A 19,069-nucleotide genomic window follows, 5' to 3' on the forward strand; every position below is an offset into this window, starting at 1 on the left:
CAACCTATATTTTGATAAAATAAAAGATTAGTTTCTATATAAATCTATAGGAATATATAACTAATAAAGCATTATAAACAAATATGTTTAGTTTTGTCAAGCTTTATAACATATTTGTTAAGGAAGTAATATGAACTTTGGGGAAAGATTAGTAAAAGCTCGTGAAATACTAGGTTTTAATCAATCTGAATTTGCAAAAGAAATTGATTTAGCAGCACAGTCTTTAGCAAGATATGAAAAAAATAAAGTAAACCCGTCTGTTGAGTTCATTACTAAATTAACAAATATGTTTAATATAAATTCTAATTGGCTCTTAACAGGCAAAGGCGAAATACTGCAAGACAATGAATCTAAAATATCTATTCCTGATAAGTTAAATTCAAATATTTCTGAAAAAGAGATAGAAATTTTAGAGGCATATAGAAAACTAGATCAAAAAAAACAAAAACTCTATTATCATCAAATTTTAGCTGATGCAGCTCAGGTAGAAATAGAAGCTGATGAAACAAACGGCAATTTAGTAAAAGATGTAAAATCAGCGGTTTGATTTATGTAGAGTTTTACAATTATGAATAAATATAAAATACACACAGGATAGACAATTATGAAAGTACATGTAAAAATTTTATTGGCTTTGATTTTAAATATGAATCTTATGGCAGATAATGTAGATGATGGATTACAAGCATATAATAATAAAGATTATATCAAAGCAGAAAAATTATGGGAGAAGGCTTGTAACAATGGAAATACTAAAGGATGCTTTCATCTTGGTAATCTTGGTGTTTTGTATAAAAATGGAGAAGATGTAGAACAAGACTACAACAAGGCAAAAAATCTATGGGAGAAGGCTTGTGAAAATCAAGATTATGGCGGAGGTGGTGGATGCTATAATCTTGGATGGATGTATTATGAAGGGCGTGGTGTTGAGTATGATTTAAAAAAAGCGGCTCAATATTATAAAAAAGCATGTGATAGAAAAAATTATACCGGTTGCAGTAAATATGAAACTATAATTTCAATTTTAAGCAAAAAACTTGAACAATATGCTAATGATATAGCTAATCAAAAAAAATAAGGAAACGAAACACATGGACAACAACGTTACTATTGCAGCCTTAGAATTAGCAGCCAATAAATTAAACTGGTATATTGGTTTGACTATAGCAAGTATGGCAATATCTACTATCGCTATTATTATTAGTATTCGCTACAACAGAAAGCATTTAGAAAATAGTTCAAATCTACATAAAACACAGCTAGAAGCAAATCATGACTGGAATAGAAGATCTTTTACATCATCACAACTCAAAGACTTTATAAAACAGCTCTCTTCAATAAGAGATGAGCTTGATAGACTAACAACGCCGATTACGGTCATTGAAAATATTAATGGGAAAGAAAAAGAAATCACAAAAAATGAGGTTATAAAAAATGATAAAGACAAATTTATAAATTTTACGGATAGACTACTTCTAAATAAGATTTTAACAGCGGATGAAGTGCATAAATGGGTTTGCAAAGAAGACAAAAGTAATCCGTCAGGTTATGAAAAAACGGCATTAGGGGATGGCAAACCGTGCAAAACAACTAATAATGGCGAGATTATTGTAAATAACTTGCTAGAATTTATTAGTATTTATGAACAGATAGCAGTAGCTCTATTGAACAAAGTCTTTGATGAACAAATAGTTTCTGATACGCTTAGGCATCCGATTAAAACGAATTATGAATTTTATAAAGAATATATACAGCACAGAAAAGACAAGCATCAAGATACAAATTTTGCAGAGTCATTTAAACAAATGTATATAAAGTTTTGGGGTGAAGCTTTAACTGGGGATAACAGAACAAAAACAGAGGGATAATAAAATCCCCCAACTAAAACTATACTCTAGTTACATCTCTCATTCGCATATTTTCTCCTTCTATTGAATGATTGTATCATACAATTACCAATGAGCAATTAGCATTCCTGCAAATTGCGGATATCGGTTACATTAAGTAACTACATTTTTTTTGGTTGCGTAATTATATCTTTTGAAGATTACAGATTCCTTACATCTCTACCTATTTGCTATTGTTCACATTGTAAAGTAGTTATGTAGAAAAAGATTAAATAAAATTTCCCACGGGAAAAATTAGATTGATTCTTTTATCTTTTTAAGACTCTCTACTATATCAATAAGTTTACCAGGGTTCATTTTATAATGTCTACAAATGCCGCTAAATAGAAAATTCTCATAAGCTTCAATATTATGCTTTTTAGCATAAGATAACTTTTGCTGTGTAGTTCCTGCAAGCTCATAAAACGAAGCTGCATTTATATCTAACTTATTTAAAACATCTTTTAATTCAATCATTTTCATATCCCATAAAACTTTTTATTTTGTTATTTTATTCATATTTTACTTAAATATTTGTTTAATCACTTGACTTTAACTCATTATTTTGTTATAATATATCTACAAAACAAACATAAAGGTTAAAAATGAAACTTACAAATGCAATTAAAAAGCTTTCTAAATATGGAGAAGTGAAACAAGACGGTAATCTTTTTTGGGCAGAGATAAAAAGCTATGTTGTTCAATTTAGAGCCAATGGACCTATTGAAGAGGGAACAACAGCAAGAGGATTTAGAGTTAAAAGCAAGAATGATGAAGATGATATTATGACTGATTATTTTGCAGGAGTGTGGTGTGATAATCTAACTCAAGCTATCAAAGTAGCAACGGCTGCATAATATAAATTATTACACATAGTGTGTAATAATATCTTAAGTTAAAAGTGTGTATAATGTGTAGTATAAAAGGAGTACAAAGTGAACTCAAAAGAAGTTATTAAGATTTTAAAAAAGAATGGTTTTGAGTTCAAATCACAAAACGGTTCTCATAAAAAATTTGTAAATGGTAACAGAACGGCAATTGTTGCCGACCATGGAAAAGATGAGATACCACTTGGAACTCTAAAAAATATAGAGAGACAAAGCGGAATTAAACTCCGCTAATCCCTCAAAATTAAAATAAGGAATAAAATATGGAGTATATAGCTTTTATACACAAAGAAGATAATGATTATGTAGCGGTAGTGCCGGATTTGGGTTTTACATCTAGTTACGGAGAAACATTTATAGATGCTGTTCATTATATAAAAGAAGCTGCAGAACTTTACTGCGAGGACTTGAAAACTCTTCCAAAATCTTCAACTCTTGAAGAGCTGATGCAAAGAGATGATTTAGATTTAGAACCGGGTGCAATCCCTCAGCTTATAGATATAAAAGTTGAAAAATTAAAACGAATCAATGTCATGATGAGAAGTGATATAGTAGAAGTTCTTCCTGAAAGACTTGTAGAGTTTAACGGAAACAGAAGTGCGTATCTGCAAAATTTAGTTTTGCAAGATTTGAGAGAACATCATATTAATTTATGAATAATAAAAGATGTTAAATAAAAGGAAATAGCATGGCAAAAAAAATAACAGTAAAGCTTGATACAAGCGAGGGAATTATGACTGATGTGGTTAATAGTGAGGATATTGGAGAAGAAATTTTTACCTATAATACAGAAAAATCTGTAAGCATAGGTACTTCTCAAGCTAGTGGAAATAAATATAGAAAGCTTAGAGAGTATCCTCTTGATAGAATTATTAAAATTGTGTTTGAGTAAGGAGAAATAATATGGCAACAATTACCAATCAGGATGAGGCAAAAAAAATTTACAAACAAGGGCTCAATGAAAATATTATTCATGAAGGACTTTACAGTATTTTACCTCAAGGGGTTTGTGAAAATAAAGAAAATCCAGTTGCATTTGTTACTAGAGCTCAAAATTTAAAAGCAAACGCAGTTCATGGAGTTTTTGAGGCTATTATTTCTTGGGATGATATGGCAGAAAATGATATATGCCCAGTAACTATAATTGGAACTACAATGATAGTAGAACCTATTAAGCTTTACAATATTTAGTATATTGTAATAAAAAGAGATTTAAAAAAATATGAATAATGTTTGACAAAAAAATAAAAAAGGAGTCAAACACAAATGGCAGAAAATAAAATCGAAGAGTTGCGACTTAGAGCAAAAGAAGTTTTGCAAAAAGCAAAAGAACAATCAAAAAAACTTATTGAAGAAGCAGAGCAGCTTGAAGCTCAAAGCAAAATAAAAATAGCTGATAAGGCTATAGAGTTTTATGAAGAAAAAATCTCTCATGAGGATTTAAAAAATTTCATAAAAGAGAATTACATTTCATAAAAATAGATTTTATATTTAGCAGTTCGGACATAAAAATAAACTGCTAAATATACTGCAAACATCTATATCTTGTTTTCAACTTTACCAAATAACTTATTCACCCTCTTTTCTTTTTTTTGTTGCTTGCATTACTACAGGTGTGTCTTTTTTTTAAAATAATTTTTTATTTTGTGTTGAAGTTTGAGTTGCTTTTTTTGCTAGTCGTTGTGTCGTTGGTTGTTGTAGTAGCTATTTTTTTTGTTGGTTGAGATTGGTAATATTATTGCTGCGGAAGTGTTAGATTTTTTTCAAAAAAATATATTTTTTTGAGAGCAAGTTAAAACGGTATGATATTTTTTGTTATTTTTGCTGTTTTGATTATCTTACATTTAGCCTTTTTGTGGTGTTTAGCGATTGTTAAAAGAGCTGTTAAAAGAGCTGTTAGTTTTTAAAAGAGCTGTTTTTTTAATAACAATGAAGTTTATAAAAATCCATATTTGCGAATTGTATCAATTGTTAAAGAGCTGTTAATTTTTAAAAATTATGAATAAGTGATAAATAAACATAAGGGAAAAAAGAAGTGAAAACATTCTCAATAACAGTAGAAGATGAGCTATATGCAATTTTAAACAAAGATAGTGCATCTCATCAAGTATCTAAATCTGAAATTGTTAGAAGAAGATTGACCGAAGCGTATCATTCTCAAGCAAAACAAGAAGAGAAAGTTGTAAAAGCTTTTGATGATTTTAAAGTAAATATTTCTAAAATTTTAGAAGAGAGGTTTGAAAAGATTGATGCACAAAATGTAAGAAGCTTGATTTATATTTTAACGAATCATCATCTCTTAAAATTGATTTTAAAAGATGCAGTTTTTACAGAGTTAGATATTGAAGAGCAGGCAAAAAAGATAAGAGAGTATGTCTCTCTTGCAAAAGGTTTAGGATTGAAAGTTCATCCGGTTGATTCTTTTCACTCTAAAGAAAACTTAGCAGACAATATATTCCCCGAACACCTGAGTTAGAGAATTTGCATGATGGATTCAAAAGAACTTTTGCTATACCTTGAAAGAGAAAAGCAAAGAAAAGAAGCTATTGAAAACAGTGAAAGACCTATCAAAAACAGCTCTTCATCTTTAAAACAGACTATGTTAAATGGAGGAGGAAGTTCAGCCAATGATGAGATAAGTGCTACAAGTAATGACGGTAAAGATTCTTCATCATCTTCATCACAAATTTCAAATATAGTATCGCCGATAAATGCGCAAAGCAGTGATACGCAATCGAAAGCAGGAACATTTAAAAATGTTTCTGAAATAAAAAGCGGCAGCGGTAATATAAGTATTGCAACTGCAAAAATAAGCGATGACGGAAATGTAAAAACTTCTTTATCTGGAGTAGCAAAAATATCAAGTGGTTACGGAAGTATTACAACGATAACTAATTTTGCAATTGTAAAATTTACCGGTGCCGATAATTTTGGAAAGTCGGCATATACCATAGGAAAAAAAGCAGGAGCAAGAGCACAAAAAGCAATTGATTATATTTCAAAAGACGGAGAGCTTGGCAACGAAGCTGCTCAAACCTCTCAGCAACATTTAGAATATTTATCAAGGGAAGTTGCAAAAGAGGCGAGTATAAATAATGACTTTCGCAGCGGTATTTTGTATGATAAAAATGGAAATGAACTTTCTATTGCTGAAACAAAAACAATGTTCGGGAATGATATAACGGGAGAGAGAAGAGTCGTTTTTTCTCCAAACCCAAACTTAAAGATGAGTGACAGCGAATTTCAAAAAACTATAAATAAAACACTGCATGATTTTGGCAAAGACTATCATAAAAATTTTGAATATATTTATGCAGTACATAGAAATACAGACAATCCACACGCGCATATATTAATGAGAACGAATGATGTTGGCGGTAGTGGTGTTGAGATGTTTAAAGATGAACTCTTTGAACTAAAAATGAGATTTTATGAGAACACTCAAGCTGTTGCTGAGTCTAAAAAAAACATGTTTACCTTTTTTTATAAAGATAAATCGCATTTTTCCACTGCTATGCAAATAGGAAGATTTACGGGAGATGTTCCAGGTGCAGAATTTGCAAAGCAAAATATTTATTTGGCTGAAAAAATTGCAAAAAAATATGATCTTGAATTTGATGAAAAAGCAATGCAAAAAGATACCGATAAGGTTAAACAGTTTTTTGAAGCAAATAAAGATAAATACAATGAGTTTACAACAAATGCTAAAAATAGATATGCAGATACATTTACAAAATTTTCAAATGATACCAATGCTCTTGCTACGAAATACAATCTTGGCGAAGTTCCAAAAGATATAGAAGGTTTTGGCGAATTTCTAAAGCAACATGAAAAATTATTCCTTGCAGATAAAATAGCCGGTGATAAAGGGCTTGTTTTAACAGATAAAGATGCAAAAAATATGACACAGGATTTTCCTAAAGATAAAAACGGAAGTTTAACTCAAAAAGGTATAGCAAACTTTCAAAAATCTATGAAGTGGTTTGAAAAAAATGAAAATGCCATAAGGGAGTGGAATAGTGAAAACAAAAATCGTATGTCAAAAGAGACATTTAACAGACTGGAGAATCTGAATGAAAGAGTCGATAAATCTTTTGAGATGCCAAAAGACAGGATGAACGCAATCAATTTCACTCATCATTATAAACTAGACAAAATGACTTTCGCGAACGATACAAGAAAAGCTCTTGTTGATGTCGTTGAAGCTCGCATCAAGTACTTTCAAAAAGCAGCTAAGTCACATGAAATATCAAAAGAAGAGAAGAAAACAAATATAGAGCGACTTGACGGCTTAAGAGGCAAGATAAAAGCTTATGATGATATTACAGAATCCTCTTTAAAAAAATATGGGATAGACACAAAGTTTTTCTCTAAGGATGAAAAAACGATAGAGATGGATGGTATTAAGTTAAAGCATGGAGATAATGGGCAAAAGTTTGATGCACTTTTAGCAAAAGCCCTGCAAAGTCCTGAATTTACTCCGGAACAAAAAGATAAGATAGAAAAAATAAGTTATGTTGCAGATAAACAAAATCAAGTTTCCGTGAGTGCTCTTGAAAATGCAGGATTTAAAAGAGAAAAACTGCAAGAAGAGTTTAGAATTGAAAAGATTGAAACAAAACAGCAGATTATCAACTTCAAAAAAAGTGATGAATTTAAGGAGCTAGGAAAAACGAGCTTAAAAGAGTGGAAGCAGGCAAACTCAAATAATTATATGCTACCAAAACAAAAAGAGCATGGGAGTACTTTAGCCAAAGAAGATGTAGCAGCTCCAGCAATATCTGACGAAATACAGCAAAAATCTAACTATGTAAATAATTTTACACATAATAGGTTATCTCAAGCGGAAATAGATTCTTTAAGAGCTATGACAAAAGAGACACTTATTAATTCAGACCCTTCAAGTGTATTAACTTCTCTAGGCATTGATTTTACGACAAAAAAGGGTGGCAGCAATTATAGTTTTAGACTTCGAGCTGATGACAAAACACCAAGTGCATCAATGTATTTAGATAGAAGCGGTGTGTGGAAGTTTAAAGATTTTGGCGGAGAGAGCGGTACTATTGAAAATGTAGTTATGGCTGCAACCGGCATGAACTATAAAGATGCACTTAACTATTCACTTGATGCAAGTGGACTAAAAAATTATCTTGCAGAGGCTATAGAATCAAACCAAAATATGGCAAAAATTCAATTAACTACTGAACATTTGTCAAGATTAGAAGAGATAAAAAATATCAACATTGCAAAAGCTCAAGAGAATAATATAAATTCAAAAGTTGTAAGCTATAAGGAAATTACTCCAGATGATACAAAAGCAATAGAGTTCTTGTCTAATAGGGGAATAGATTCTATCCCTAAAAACATGTATATCATAGAGGGGCAAATAAGCGGTGTCGGAGCTAATGGAAAAGAGTATGGTTATACCAATATGGGCGTAGGTGTTCTCACCGGTGATATGAGTAAGCCGATAGAGCTAGACAAAGTAGGTGCGGATATCCATTTTTTAAATCCTAAAGTTTTAAGAGATGGGGCGACCATGAAAACACAATCTTTTGGACTTAAAGATATGACACTTATTCCAGGAGAAAATGATACAAAAGATTATGCAGTATTTGAATCAAAAATGGATTATGCAGCGGCAGCATGTAAAATAGACTTAAATGAAACAAATGTCATTATTGCAAACGGTACAGGACAAGCCGGCAAAATAGCTGATTTACTAAATGAGCAAGGTTTTGAGAAAGTTACATTTTATAATCAAAACGATATGCCCGGAGAGAAGTTTGTATCTGATATCATAGAAAAAGCAAACATAGAAAAATTTGATTTTGTAAAGTATGAAGCTGTTGGAGAGTACAAACAAGATATCAATGATCTTGTAAAAAACGGTATTGATGTAGAGCAAAGGCTTGTAGGGAATGCAACCGTTGAAGATTTTCAAAATTATATTTTAGACAATAAAGAAGCAAAAATTGAAGATATAAAAGACCTTATAGAAAAGGGCAATTTGCAAGAAGCAGAGATGCATCTCAAAGAGAGCGGTTTAGATAAAGAAGCACAGGCAGAACTTAAAGATGATATAGAACTTGCCAAAACTTTAGCTTCTGTAAGTAAAGCTCAAGAAGATACTCCTGAATTTGAAAATCAGCAAAATGAGGAGAATCAAAAAGTTAAAGATGCTGCGGTGCAAGAAAAGGTGTTGGAAGATGTAAATATTGAAAAAGAGCAGGTAAGAAGTTCTGGGATGGAGATGTAAAATGAATTTATACGACACAGTTTATCAAGAAGAGATAGAGCCGAAATGTGAGTGGAGTTTTGTTTTTAAAAACATTGCTGATTGTGATAGAGTGTTTTATAAAAAATTTTATGTTGTAGGCATTACGGAAGATACAATTATTCTAGCCAGAAACTTTTTTAATGGACATTTTGAAGATGTTTTTAAAATTTCTAAAATATTTCAAAATCATTACTTGTTGAGTAATAGAAAAATCAGTGCTGCTGATGTTAAAACGGTAGAAATACCTAATATTGATTCTATTTTATTTTGGAGAAGATGAAGTTTTAGAGGGCTAGAGGATAAAGCCGAAGCTCTAACCCCTAGCAGTTATGTTTTTTTATTGAAATAGACCTGCTTTTGTTTCGCCTTTCGCGTCAGAAACGATATAGTTTTTTACAACTCCGTCATCATGAAACAACACTACTACTGATTTTGTGGTATCGTTGGTTCCACCTACAAACCAATTGGCTACAGGTACATAATTAACAAGTTTTAAATCTTTGCGAACGTGCACGTATGTCCATTTTTCATGTCCGTTATTGTCAAAATCAGTTTTATCAGGGTCGCCGAGCATGTCTTTGATATCCTGCTTTGTCGTTTTGCCTTTCTCTATCTTTTGGTTGATTTCAGACTTTTCCATTTTTCCTAATTGTTCGTTGCCGGTTTTTCCTGCACATCCACTAATCAACAATGCTGCCGCTAGAACGGCTAATGTTGCAAATATATTTTTCAATATAAACTCCTTTTATTATGAATAAAAACATTATACAAAATGTACAAGGATTAAAACTATGTTGTGTAATCAAATTATTGAAAAACTGTTATTTTTTACGATTTTACTCATAATTGAGGATTAATTATGCTTGAGCAAGTATTTCAAATTTTAACAGTTTCTTTGTCTCAAATGCTATTAGTATTTTTCAAGCATATAAATATAAGAGTAATCGTCGCAAAGCAAGTAGTAAGAACTATGTTTTATACTTTTTTTATACAAGCAGCTTGGCTTGTAAGCAGTGCTATAGGTATCAATGCATTGCTAGAGCATAACTATATAGTTGTTGGATTTTATTTAGGGTCCGGAGTTTTAGGGGCATATTTAAACTTTAAAATCAAAGTATAAATATTTTTATGAATAAGAGATAATTTATATAAAGGAAAAAAGAAGTGACAAGTTTGATAATAAGTCCTCTTCGTTTGCGAAAAATACAGTTAGCTATTTTAGGTACGGTAGGAAGCATGACAACGGTTGTAGTGTTAAGTATAGCTCTAAATATCAATCCCATTGTGTTTAAATTCAATGCTAGAAGCAGTGAAGACTACATGTACTTACAAAATTTCCCTATACCTTTGTTGGCAAAGTGGTTGTCGTATGCCTATGATTTTTTGTTGAGCGATTGGGTGCTCAATGCTTTAATCTGGGGAGCTATTATTGGTTTTATGGTAAGTGTAGTCCTTATAGATAAGCTTGTGATTGATAAAAAAACAAGCCTGATAAGAGGAAACACAATTCAAACTACAAAAAATCTCAAAGCAATGATAAAAGGTAAAGCAAGGCTTTTTATAGGTAGAGAAAAAATCCCTCTTCTATACACAAATGAAAATAGAAGTATAGGCATAATCGGTATGTCCGGTTCCGGTAAAACACAAAGTATCTTTCCACTTATAGAGCAAGTTGTAAAGTTCAAAGAAACAATGATTATCTATGATAGAAAGCCCGACTTCTGGATAAGCTACTATCGAGAGAATGTTGATTATCTTTTTTATCCTGCAGACGAGAGAAGCATCAAATGGAACTTCTTTTTAGATATCCCTGACGATGAGCAAGAGATGCTAGATGAAGCAGATAAAATAGTCAAATCTTTTATCCCCGATACTCAATCGAAAGAGAAGTTTTGGGATAACACTGCACGGATGATTCTCAAGGGCATAATTATAAAAGTAAAAACAAGCCCAAATCCATCAACTAAAAAATTCATAGATTTTATAAGACAGTTCCAAACTAAAGAAGAGATATGGGCAAATTTGCAAGATGTTAATGATAAATACGGTTTGAGTATTAAAGCATTGCTTACGGAAGCTGCTGATGCTACATCCGGGAGTATTATGATGAATTTGCAGCCGTACTTTACCAAAATTATGCGACCGGAATTCTATTTTGAGGACGGCGGCTTTTCGATAACAAAATTTATAAACTCCACTGCTAAGATAAATATAGACCAAAGACTTTTTCTAGTACAGACTAAAAAAGAAGAGGGCAATTATGAGGGATATTTTAGAGTTATGCTTGACATGATGACGAGAGCTACCCTTAACTTAGAAAATAGCCTGACAAGAAGGATATGGGTGTTTCTTGATGAGTTTCAAACACTTGGGAAACTTAGTGAAGTAAATGATCTTCTTGCAGAGGGAAGAAGCAAAGGCAGCTCTACGGTAGTTGCAACACAAGATCTATCTCGCATAGAAGAGCTTTACGGTGAACATTTAATGAGAAATATTTTTCAGCTTTTAGGCACAAAATTAATGCTGCAATATGATGACCCAAAAGGGCAAAAATTTATAAGTGAGTTTCTTGGAGAGCAAGAAGTTGAAGAAAAAAATAAAAACCGCATGATCAGCAGAGATGCACAAAGAGACATAGAGCAGATAAGTGAGAGAAATACTACGAAAAAAGTCTTATTAACGGGAGAACTTGGTCTTTTGAAACCATTAACTGCTTATCTTAAAATACCGGGTTATCCTGTAACTATAGTAATGTTTAAGTTTTTTCAACCTGAGCATATAAATAATTTGAAAAAGGCGAAATCTAATCAAATGTTTAACAGTTTATCTATTGAAAATACAGTTGAAAAAATTTCCCGCGGGAAAAAAGAGAAAAGCAAAAGCCCTAAAGTCAAGGATAAGGCGACGAGTGAAGTAAAAATAAAGTACGAAGATAAGAACGGCAAAGAAGTTACAAAAGAAGAGTTCGATGCCCTTACATTAGTCGGAATCGAAGCTGCATCTACAAAAGGAGCAATGATATGAAAAAGTTGGGAATAGTTTTATTTATTATGTTGTCGTCAAATTTATTTGGGGCTAATCCGTCTATATATACTTGGGGTTACGGTGAAATATTTTACAAAGTGCTACAGGGTGTAACCATTATTTCTAAAGAGAGTTATCTTATAACTTCCGCCGTTGCAATAGGCGGTTTTTTGCTTATGATAAAAAATACTGCAAATGGCGGCAGCAGTTCTGACATGTCAGTTGCTATGGGAAAATATCTCTTTCTTGTTACGATCATAATCGGCATGTTTTCAACTCAAACAAAAACTTACATTGTAGAAGATGAAGTTACCGGGCAGACTTTTCCCGTTAACAATGTTCCAATAGGCATAGGAGAGACCTTCTCTTTGTTTACTGATTTGGAGAGAAATTTAGCAAAAGGTTTTGAAATAGCATTTGCAACACCGAACTCAATCTCTTATAGAAATACCGGATTAGGCTTTACTATGGCAGCTCCTATAAATTTGGGTAAAGCCGTCATGGTAGATGCTTATGTAGTAAGAACATTCAATGAGTACATGGGAAATTGCGTCTTTAGCGCAATTATCGCTAACGAAATGAGCGGTGACATCTTAACTATGAGTAAAAATCTAAAAACGGATTTGAGTGTAACCGGCTATTTGACTCCGTATTATAGCTCTGCAAATCCAGACGGGGTGGATATGCAGTGTCAAGATGTTTGGGCTAACTTAACAGTTGATTTGGGTGCTAAACTTGATGACATGGAGCAAGTGGCGGCAGATAAAATGATGCTAGATCAAACAACTTTTCAAAGTGGCATGAGTGAGACGACAAGGCTAATGTTCGGTGTTTCTCAAAACTCTAAAGACTATCTAATGCAGCAGACTTTGATAAATATGAGTAATGACGGAATTAAAGCCGTTGCTCTCGCAACAGGCGGAGACGCTTCTGCATTAGCTTATGCAAAAGCACTATCAGAAACTAATCAACAACAAACTTGGACAGTCACGGGAATGCTTGCACAACAAAACTTGCCACTTATGAAAGCTACGATGACCATACTTATTTTAGGAATCTTTATATTATTGGTTTTATTGTCGGTTATATATGGGGATTTGGGGCATATAAAAATGGGATTTACCCTCTTGTTCGCAATGGTTCTATGGACGCCGCTTGCATTGCTTGTAAACGGTATGTTTAATATAGCTATAGAGAGGATACTTCCTAGTATTTCAAACGGCGGTTTAACTATGGTAAATATAAATGATGTGGGTGATAATCTAAAAAATTATCTTTCGTTTTTGGGGTATCTTGCAGCATCTATTCCTGTTTTTGCTTATTCTATAGCTAAAAAATCAGAACACGGCTTTGTAAGCTTGTTTGGCGGAGTAGGTGCAGCAAGCACAAGCGCAGCTTCTTCTGCTACAAGTCAAACGGCAAGTGGCAATATAAGTGCCGGAAATAGTCGATTAGGCTCTTTTAATGCTACTGACATGTATGGAACGCATGATTATCTAGGAAACGATTCTTGGAGAAACACAAAAATAAGCAATAACGGAACGATGAGAAACTCATACTCAAATAAATATGGAGAGGGTACGACCAGTACTGATAGTGGTGGACTTGCGGATATAGTAACCAACGGGCAAGAGATAGTTAAAGTCTCTAATAGCACAATGGGAGTTAGCGCTATTAGTGGTATTTCTGATATCTATAATGCTTCAAAACAAAACACACAACAAGCAGGAGATGCATTTAGTGATAGCTACGCAAGAAATATCGTCAATACATTGAGCAGCGGCGGACAACTTATAAATACAGGAACTTTTACTGATAGTAAAGGACAGCAACATCAAGCAGGCGAAACATTAAATGCTGCAGTTAATGAGAGTACGCAAAATACTCTTAACGATATGATAGCAAGCGGTAGGGTTCATAATTTTTCTACGGAGGATGCAACAAAAATTGGGGGTGGTGTTTCTTGGGCAACACCTAAATTTTTAGGAGCAGGAGTTAATGGAGATGCGTCTATATCATTAACCGGAAAAACAAGTACAGGAGAAGACGTTTCTATAAAACTATCCGGAGCAGAATCAGAAAGTTTTATGGAGTCCTATACAAAAAATCTATCTGAACAGATTAGCCAAACGGATGGCCTGGCATTTGCTCTTGCAAAACAAACTCAAAAAACACAAGGATTTGCAGATAGCGATACAAAAACTGCTGCTGAAAATTATGCTAAATCTTATCAGAGCACAGAAGCTATATCTGATGCTTATTCTGTTGCACAAAAAAATGACAAGAATTTTTCAGAAGATCTTCTGCCTAAAATTTATAATAAGTTTATAGATGAAGCGGTTATGGAAGATGGTACGAAACTCTCAAATATAAGAGAAAAAGAAGGTGCTGTTAAGGCAAGTGAACTTGCTGCATCAATGATGAGAGATGAGACATATAAAGATCAAAGAATGAATGCTATAAATAGCGTGTTGGGAGTAGAACTTGATACAAACAAAGCCAATAATGCACAAGCAGAGATAGATAAAACAGGAGGTAAATTTGATGCAGATGCACACACATACAAAAGTATCAATCTTAAAGAGAGTGTTGCACCAGCTATTAAAACAGCTCAAGAAAATACATCTTCCGTACCTAATAATAAAGAGGATATAAAGAGAGAAGAAGAGAACATAAGAAGTACTTACGATAAACAATCAAAAGAACATCTTGAGACTTCCGACAAAAAGATGAATGAGTTTGAAGATAAAAAAGCTTTACATGTAAAAGATGAGATTAAAACTAAAACAGCAGGTTTAGAAGAGAAAAGAAAAACGGCTCAAGATGAAACAGGGATTTTAAAAGCAGCGGAACTAAATCCGGCAGCCAAAATTTTTCAAGATACTACTGATAGTATTTTTGGGAAGAGTAAAAATGAAATGCGGGCAGATGAGGCTTATACCAAAGCAGTAGAAAATGGAGCAATCAGTAAAGGGGTATTTTCAGATAGTTTAATTATCGACAATATTAATAAGCTCTCTACACAGGAGTTAAAAGATTTACAGACATGGGAGAAAAATCATTCTGGACCCGGTTTAGACAATGCCTCTGAAAAGCAATTAGAACAAGTCATACAGCATAGAGAAAAATTAGAACTTCAAGAGCAAGTTAAAAAAGGGGGAAAAGAAATCAAAAGTATAACTGAGGCACTTGCAGAATTAAGAGAAAAAGAGCAATAGAAATCAAGTAAATTATGAATAAGGTATAAAGAATAGGAGTTTGTTATGAGTAAATTGAAAGAGTCTTTTTTGGGTTTGTCTATTTGGTTAATGGTGGTCTTCGGGTTGGGCTTGAGCTTTCTGGGAGAGCAAATCGCACACAGAGTAATGGGCTTCTTTTTGATTGTGGTGCTGGCTATAGGGTTTATTATTCATTTTAAAGATAAGAGTTCATCTGCAAATGAAATGATGAATAAGAGATATGAAAATGACGATGAAAAAGACTCGTCTAAATCTGAGGATTTCGATAACAGCATCGGATTCGTCAATCCTGCAAGCGGTGCTTTAATGATTGACGGAGCGGACAGTGTAGATACTTTTGGAAACAGTTACGGTAGTGATGTAAGCGGTTCTTTTGCCGATGAATCAAAAGGTATAGAATGAAAAAAGTGATAGCAATTGTTGTGTTTGTATTTTCAACATCACTGGCTTTTGCAAACGATGGCTTTCTGCATCAATTTTTTAATAGTAAAGTATGCAATCAAGTTCTTGAAAACAACGGCTATTTTAAGACTTGCTATGATTACAAAGCTAAAGGTGCAAGGTATGTTGCATATACACTTGATGGAAGTCTGATAAACAATGTCAACATAGAAAAAAGATCTCGTTTTTATCCGGACAAAAACATACCAAAGCAATACAGAAGTGAGTACTCTGATTATACAAACAATCGCTACAAAATGGATAGAGGACATTTGGCGGAAGATGCATCATTCGATTATTCTCAAAGGAGTTTAAACGCAGTTTATGTCATGAGCAATATAATTCCTCAACACTCTACGGTAAATAGAGATAAAAAAGCATGGGCAGGTGTTGAACGATTCGGAAGACTTTTAGCTACTAAAATTGGTAAAGTGAATGTTTTAAACGGTGTAATTTATTCAAATAGTCCTAAGCGCATCGGGCATAATCAAATCGCTGTTCCTGATGCTTTTTGGAAGATGTACTATAACAAAGAGCAGAAATACCAGAGGTGTTTTTATTTTGAAAATAATCCGATAGTGAATTTAAATAAGAATATTAGCGACTATGAAGTTGCGTGTGAAAGGCTGGTTAGCTAGATGGAAAGGGAGTTTTTAAGCTTTGAGTGTACGAAAAAATTTACAAAATAAAATTTTTGGAGATATCCTTGTATTAGAGTTTGATAAACAAAAAAATACTCATGCTCAATGGAAATGCCTATGCATGCCTTGCAACAAAGTTCACTTTTTTTCTGCTTCTAACCTAAAAAGCGGCAATACTAAAAGTTGCCCTAGTTGCGGACAGAAAATATCAAATGGTTTAGAGCAAGACATTTATTGGGATTTAAAAAAGGGTGAAAAAATCACACATATAAGCAAGAAATATAATGTTGCTAGAAGTGTTGTTTATAGAGTTGAAGATTTAGTAAATAAAGAAAAGGATAGAAAAACAGAGTAAATTATGAATAAATAGCAAACACCGATAAAGGATTTGCTATGTTTAAACTACTCAGCATATTGATATTATGCACAAACCTCGCTTTTGCAAACTTCTACAAGAATGAGCTTGAGGGATGGTTCGCTTACAAAGACGTAAATTTAACCACAATAGATGATAACTCAACAAAAAATTTCCCGCGGGAAAAAAAGAACAAAAAAGCTGTAGAGATTCCTAAAAATCTTAATGATTTAAGTGCAAAAGAGTTTGAGGCACTTATAACCGAAGCAAAAGAGATATCTACGATGCATCCTACCAAATCAAATGTCAAAAAATTTATCATGCTGCAAAATTTTGTTCAAGAAAAAGCCGATGCTCTTACAAAAGTCTGGGGTGAGGTAATGCTTGAAAATCCCGAACTCGATATAAGCGTCAATATTGCAAAAACCTCTTTTGCAAAAAATGCTTTTTCACAAGCGGATAAAGCCGAACGTGAAAAACTATTTAAAAACTTCTCAAAATATATGATTCTTGTGATGTTTTATGACAGCGAAAAAAAAGAGGTATCTACGAAGCAAGATAGCGTTATGAACTTCATAAGCTACAACTACCCAAAAATCAAACAGCTCAAAATTGATATTCATAACGAAAGAGGAAATGACATCTTCAAAAATTTAAAAATTTCTCAAGAACGGCTGCCGGATATATGGCTAATGATAGATGCGAACGGAAGGCAGATATGGAAAAGGGCAGCAATAGGACTAAGTACACAAGACAAAATTATGAATAAAGTGTATGAGTACTCCAAAGAGATATTTAAAGAGGATTGAATCATGATAATAACAATAGCACATACAAAGGGTGGGGTCGGCAAAAGCACTCTAGCTTGGCATTTAGCTCATAGTTTTGAGAACAAGAAAGTAACAATAATAGACTTGGATTTTCAACAAACTCTTTATTTTGTCAATATCATAGGCGGAGACAAGCTGAATGTTTTACAGCCACTAAGTGTAGATGAGCTTATAAACGAACTAGGGGCTGTTGCTACAGATGATATTTGTATTGTTGATGTCGGTGGTTTTGATAGCGATATCAATCGTGCAGCGATAGAACACTCTGACAAGATTGTAATTCCGATAAGTGAAAGCGTTACTGAAGTATTAGGTTTTAGAACATTTGAAGGCATTTTAAAAGAGCTAAAAGTAGATGTTGAAAAATTTGTTGTTTTAAACAATATTCATCCGCTTACAAAAAACTTTGGGATTATTGAAGAAGCAATTAGTAAGAGCAATATGAAGCTTTTAAACACTGTAATACGCTCGCGCAAAATTTATAGGACAACTATGGGAGAAGGAAATAGTATTTTTGGAGTGTCTGACAATATGCAAGCAAAAGAAGAGATTTTGGGGGTAAGCAATGAACTTAGATGCAATAAATAAAGCAACAACAGGTAAAACTCGCACAACTGGCGTAAGCCCTTTCTTGGAGCTAGAAATAAGCAAGGTGTATCCAAATCCAAACCAACCACGCAAACATTTTAAAAATATAGAAGAGCTTGCAAATACCATTAAACAAGATGGACTAATCCATCCCATAAGCGTAGTTAAAAAAGAAGACGGTTATATGATAATAGGCGGAGAGCGAAGATACCGTGCCACAATTCACGCAGGACTTAAAACTATACATGCACATATTTTGCAAACAGATGAAACAAAAGTGCTTGAACTCTCCCTTGTAGAGAACATACAAAGAGATGAACTTACAGATTTTGAAATAGCAAAATTCATAGGACAACTATGGGCAAGTGGCAAATATGCACAAAAACAAGATTTGGCAGCAGCTATCGGAAAAAGTGCTAGTTATATTTCTAAAGTTTTTAGCTCATTGAAGCTTGATAGTTCAATCTTGAATGAGATAGAAGAAAATAAAAATGATATTTCTTTGTCGGTACTTGAAGAAATGAGCAGGGTAAAAGATAAAGCCATTCAAAGAGAGGTATATGAAAAATATATAGCTGGCGAGATTACAAGGGATGATATCAAAAGCTTCAAAGCAGACAATATCAAAAAAGATACCAATAAGACCTCTAAAAATAAAAAATATGCACATCCAGTCGTAGAGTACAAAACAATCACAAATACCGATGAGATAATCGCAGATCTTAAAAAGGCTATATCTGCCGGTGCAGAACTAGACGGCAATCGTATAGTGGGTGGTGGAATGGATGGAACATATCTTGACAACTCTTATGAGGTTGCGCTTTTTGAACTTTTAAAAGGTTTTAAAGAGGAGATTAACGAGTTAAATAAAAAAGAAATATACATCATAAGTTACCAG

General features: G+C 33.1%; 23 protein-coding genes. 21 read left to right on the forward strand and 2 right to left on the reverse strand.

Translation table 11 applies throughout. From position 1 onward, the window contains the following. Positions 1-130: 130 nt before the first annotated feature. Genes M0Q17_RS06465 through M0Q17_RS06475 form a run of 3 tightly spaced genes read left to right on the forward strand, consistent with a single transcriptional unit; the run spans position 131 to position 1,868 of the window. Entirely contained in the window at positions 131-547 is a 417-nt protein-coding gene (locus tag M0Q17_RS06465; protein WP_295084805.1) for a helix-turn-helix transcriptional regulator, read from the forward strand. A 57-nt stretch (positions 548-604) separates the two neighbouring features. Continuing rightward, positions 605-1,078: a tetratricopeptide repeat protein gene (locus M0Q17_RS06470; protein WP_295084808.1), complete on the forward strand. Its 474-nt coding sequence runs from the start codon at positions 605-607 to the stop codon at positions 1,076-1,078. Between the two features lie 13 nt (positions 1,079-1,091). After that, positions 1,092-1,868 carry a hypothetical protein gene (locus M0Q17_RS06475; protein WP_295084811.1) on the forward strand — a complete coding sequence of 259 codons (777 nt, stop codon included), beginning with the start codon at positions 1,092-1,094 and terminating at the stop codon, positions 1,866-1,868. A 273-nt stretch (positions 1,869-2,141) separates the two neighbouring features. On the opposite strand, the gene M0Q17_RS06480 is transcribed toward M0Q17_RS06475, so the two are convergent. Next, the gene (locus M0Q17_RS06480; RefSeq protein ID WP_295084814.1) at positions 2,142-2,363 is read right to left on the reverse strand and encodes a hypothetical protein; all 222 of its coding nucleotides are present in this window, start codon (positions 2,361-2,363) and stop codon (positions 2,142-2,144) included. A 128-nt stretch (positions 2,364-2,491) separates the two neighbouring features. Between M0Q17_RS06480 and M0Q17_RS06485 the strand changes: the two genes are divergently transcribed. From M0Q17_RS06485 to M0Q17_RS06525, 9 genes are all read left to right on the forward strand, one after another. After that, on the forward strand, positions 2,492-2,743 hold the full coding sequence (locus tag M0Q17_RS06485) for a hypothetical protein (protein WP_295084817.1): 252 nt from the start codon (positions 2,492-2,494) through the stop codon (positions 2,741-2,743). Positions 2,744-2,821: 78 nt separating this feature from the next. Continuing rightward, on the forward strand, positions 2,822-3,007 hold the full coding sequence (locus M0Q17_RS06490) for a type II toxin-antitoxin system HicA family toxin (RefSeq protein ID WP_295084820.1): 186 nt from the start codon (positions 2,822-2,824) through the stop codon (positions 3,005-3,007). 29 nt (positions 3,008-3,036) lie between these two features. Beyond that, complete coding sequence (locus M0Q17_RS06495) at positions 3,037-3,429, forward strand: type II toxin-antitoxin system HicB family antitoxin (protein WP_295084824.1); 393 nt, start codon at positions 3,037-3,039, stop codon at positions 3,427-3,429. 32 nt (positions 3,430-3,461) lie between these two features. Next, positions 3,462-3,665 carry a hypothetical protein gene (locus M0Q17_RS06500; RefSeq protein ID WP_295084827.1) on the forward strand — a complete coding sequence of 68 codons (204 nt, stop codon included), beginning with the start codon at positions 3,462-3,464 and terminating at the stop codon, positions 3,663-3,665. A gap of 11 nt (positions 3,666-3,676) precedes the next feature. Continuing rightward, positions 3,677-3,964 carry a hypothetical protein gene (locus M0Q17_RS06505; RefSeq protein ID WP_295084830.1) on the forward strand — a complete coding sequence of 96 codons (288 nt, stop codon included), beginning with the start codon at positions 3,677-3,679 and terminating at the stop codon, positions 3,962-3,964. A 75-nt stretch (positions 3,965-4,039) separates the two neighbouring features. Next, positions 4,040-4,249 (forward strand): hypothetical protein, encoded by a 210-nt coding sequence (locus tag M0Q17_RS06510; protein ID WP_295084832.1) that lies wholly within the window; start codon positions 4,040-4,042, stop codon positions 4,247-4,249. Between the two features lie 559 nt (positions 4,250-4,808). Beyond that, positions 4,809-5,249: a ribbon-helix-helix protein, CopG family gene (locus M0Q17_RS06515; RefSeq protein WP_295084835.1), complete on the forward strand. Its 441-nt coding sequence runs from the start codon at positions 4,809-4,811 to the stop codon at positions 5,247-5,249. Between the two features lie 9 nt (positions 5,250-5,258). Then, the gene (locus tag M0Q17_RS06520; RefSeq protein WP_295084838.1) at positions 5,259-9,032 is read left to right on the forward strand and encodes a toprim domain-containing protein; all 3,774 of its coding nucleotides are present in this window, start codon (positions 5,259-5,261) and stop codon (positions 9,030-9,032) included. A gap of 1 nt (position 9,033) precedes the next feature. After that, the gene (locus tag M0Q17_RS06525) at positions 9,034-9,333 is read left to right on the forward strand and encodes a hypothetical protein (protein ID WP_295084841.1); all 300 of its coding nucleotides are present in this window, start codon (positions 9,034-9,036) and stop codon (positions 9,331-9,333) included. Positions 9,334-9,390: 57 nt separating this feature from the next. Here M0Q17_RS06525 and M0Q17_RS06530 read toward each other — a convergent pair whose 3' ends face one another. Beyond that, entirely contained in the window at positions 9,391-9,786 is a 396-nt protein-coding gene (locus tag M0Q17_RS06530) for an outer membrane protein assembly factor BamE (RefSeq protein WP_295084844.1), read from the reverse strand. 126 nt (positions 9,787-9,912) lie between these two features. Between M0Q17_RS06530 and M0Q17_RS06535 the strand changes: the two genes are divergently transcribed. From M0Q17_RS06535 to M0Q17_RS06575, 9 genes are all read left to right on the forward strand, one after another. Then, positions 9,913-10,173 (forward strand): hypothetical protein, encoded by a 261-nt coding sequence (locus tag M0Q17_RS06535; protein WP_295084847.1) that lies wholly within the window; start codon positions 9,913-9,915, stop codon positions 10,171-10,173. A 44-nt stretch (positions 10,174-10,217) separates the two neighbouring features. Continuing rightward, a complete protein-coding gene (locus M0Q17_RS06540; RefSeq protein WP_295084850.1) occupies positions 10,218-12,077 on the forward strand; it encodes a type IV secretion system DNA-binding domain-containing protein in 1,860 nt (619 codons plus the stop codon). Continuing rightward, positions 12,074-15,295, forward strand: coding sequence for a conjugal transfer protein TraG N-terminal domain-containing protein (locus tag M0Q17_RS06545; protein WP_295084853.1), 3,222 nt, complete (start codon positions 12,074-12,076; stop codon positions 15,293-15,295). Before M0Q17_RS06540 ends, M0Q17_RS06545 begins: the two co-directional genes overlap by 4 nt. 111 nt (positions 15,296-15,406) lie before the next feature. Continuing rightward, on the forward strand, positions 15,407-15,718 hold the full coding sequence (locus M0Q17_RS06550; protein WP_295084856.1) for a hypothetical protein: 312 nt from the start codon (positions 15,407-15,409) through the stop codon (positions 15,716-15,718). Continuing rightward, complete coding sequence (locus M0Q17_RS06555; RefSeq protein ID WP_295084859.1) at positions 15,715-16,395, forward strand: DNA/RNA non-specific endonuclease; 681 nt, start codon at positions 15,715-15,717, stop codon at positions 16,393-16,395. The genes M0Q17_RS06550 and M0Q17_RS06555 overlap by 4 nt, the downstream gene beginning before the upstream one ends. 22 nt (positions 16,396-16,417) lie before the next feature. Further along, positions 16,418-16,753: a hypothetical protein gene (locus M0Q17_RS06560; RefSeq protein WP_295084862.1), complete on the forward strand. Its 336-nt coding sequence runs from the start codon at positions 16,418-16,420 to the stop codon at positions 16,751-16,753. Between the two features lie 38 nt (positions 16,754-16,791). Then, on the forward strand, positions 16,792-17,562 hold the full coding sequence (gene traF, locus M0Q17_RS06565; protein ID WP_295084865.1) for a conjugal transfer protein TraF: 771 nt from the start codon (positions 16,792-16,794) through the stop codon (positions 17,560-17,562). A 3-nt stretch (positions 17,563-17,565) separates the two neighbouring features. Continuing rightward, the gene (locus M0Q17_RS06570; RefSeq protein WP_295084868.1) at positions 17,566-18,171 is read left to right on the forward strand and encodes a ParA family protein; all 606 of its coding nucleotides are present in this window, start codon (positions 17,566-17,568) and stop codon (positions 18,169-18,171) included. Next, a partial coding sequence (locus tag M0Q17_RS06575) for a ParB/RepB/Spo0J family partition protein (RefSeq protein ID WP_295084871.1) occupies positions 18,149-19,069 on the forward strand: 921 nt, incomplete at its 3' end. The genes M0Q17_RS06570 and M0Q17_RS06575, both read left to right, overlap by 23 nt.

The organism is Sulfurimonas sp. (assembly GCF_023229105.1).
GTDB lineage: Bacteria > Campylobacterota > Campylobacteria > Campylobacterales > Sulfurimonadaceae > Sulfurimonas.

Excerpts from the sequence above, each read along its gene's own strand:
- M0Q17_RS06465 (WP_295084805.1), top strand. The coding sequence starts at position 131 with ATGAACTTTGGGGAAAGATTAGTAAAAGCTCGTGAAATACTAGGTTTT.
- M0Q17_RS06510 (WP_295084832.1), top strand. The coding sequence starts at position 4,040 with ATGGCAGAAAATAAAATCGAAGAGTTGCGACTTAGAGCAAAAGAAGTT.
- M0Q17_RS06555 (WP_295084859.1), top strand. The coding sequence starts at position 15,715 with ATGAAAAAAGTGATAGCAATTGTTGTGTTTGTATTTTCAACATCACTG.
- traF (WP_295084865.1), top strand. The coding sequence starts at position 16,792 with ATGTTTAAACTACTCAGCATATTGATATTATGCACAAACCTCGCTTTT.
- M0Q17_RS06545 (WP_295084853.1), top strand. The coding sequence starts at position 12,074 with ATGAAAAAGTTGGGAATAGTTTTATTTATTATGTTGTCGTCAAATTTA.
- M0Q17_RS06520 (WP_295084838.1), top strand. The coding sequence starts at position 5,259 with ATGATGGATTCAAAAGAACTTTTGCTATACCTTGAAAGAGAAAAGCAA.
- M0Q17_RS06475 (WP_295084811.1), top strand. The coding sequence starts at position 1,092 with ATGGACAACAACGTTACTATTGCAGCCTTAGAATTAGCAGCCAATAAA.
- M0Q17_RS06500 (WP_295084827.1), top strand. The coding sequence starts at position 3,462 with ATGGCAAAAAAAATAACAGTAAAGCTTGATACAAGCGAGGGAATTATG.
- M0Q17_RS06470 (WP_295084808.1), top strand. The coding sequence starts at position 605 with ATGAAAGTACATGTAAAAATTTTATTGGCTTTGATTTTAAATATGAAT.
- M0Q17_RS06525 (WP_295084841.1), top strand. The coding sequence starts at position 9,034 with ATGAATTTATACGACACAGTTTATCAAGAAGAGATAGAGCCGAAATGT.
- M0Q17_RS06485 (WP_295084817.1), top strand. The coding sequence starts at position 2,492 with ATGAAACTTACAAATGCAATTAAAAAGCTTTCTAAATATGGAGAAGTG.
- M0Q17_RS06480 (WP_295084814.1), bottom strand. The coding sequence starts at position 2,363 with ATGATTGAATTAAAAGATGTTTTAAATAAGTTAGATATAAATGCAGCT.
- M0Q17_RS06495 (WP_295084824.1), top strand. The coding sequence starts at position 3,037 with ATGGAGTATATAGCTTTTATACACAAAGAAGATAATGATTATGTAGCG.
- M0Q17_RS06535 (WP_295084847.1), top strand. The coding sequence starts at position 9,913 with ATGCTTGAGCAAGTATTTCAAATTTTAACAGTTTCTTTGTCTCAAATG.
- M0Q17_RS06505 (WP_295084830.1), top strand. The coding sequence starts at position 3,677 with ATGGCAACAATTACCAATCAGGATGAGGCAAAAAAAATTTACAAACAA.
- M0Q17_RS06570 (WP_295084868.1), top strand. The coding sequence starts at position 17,566 with ATGATAATAACAATAGCACATACAAAGGGTGGGGTCGGCAAAAGCACT.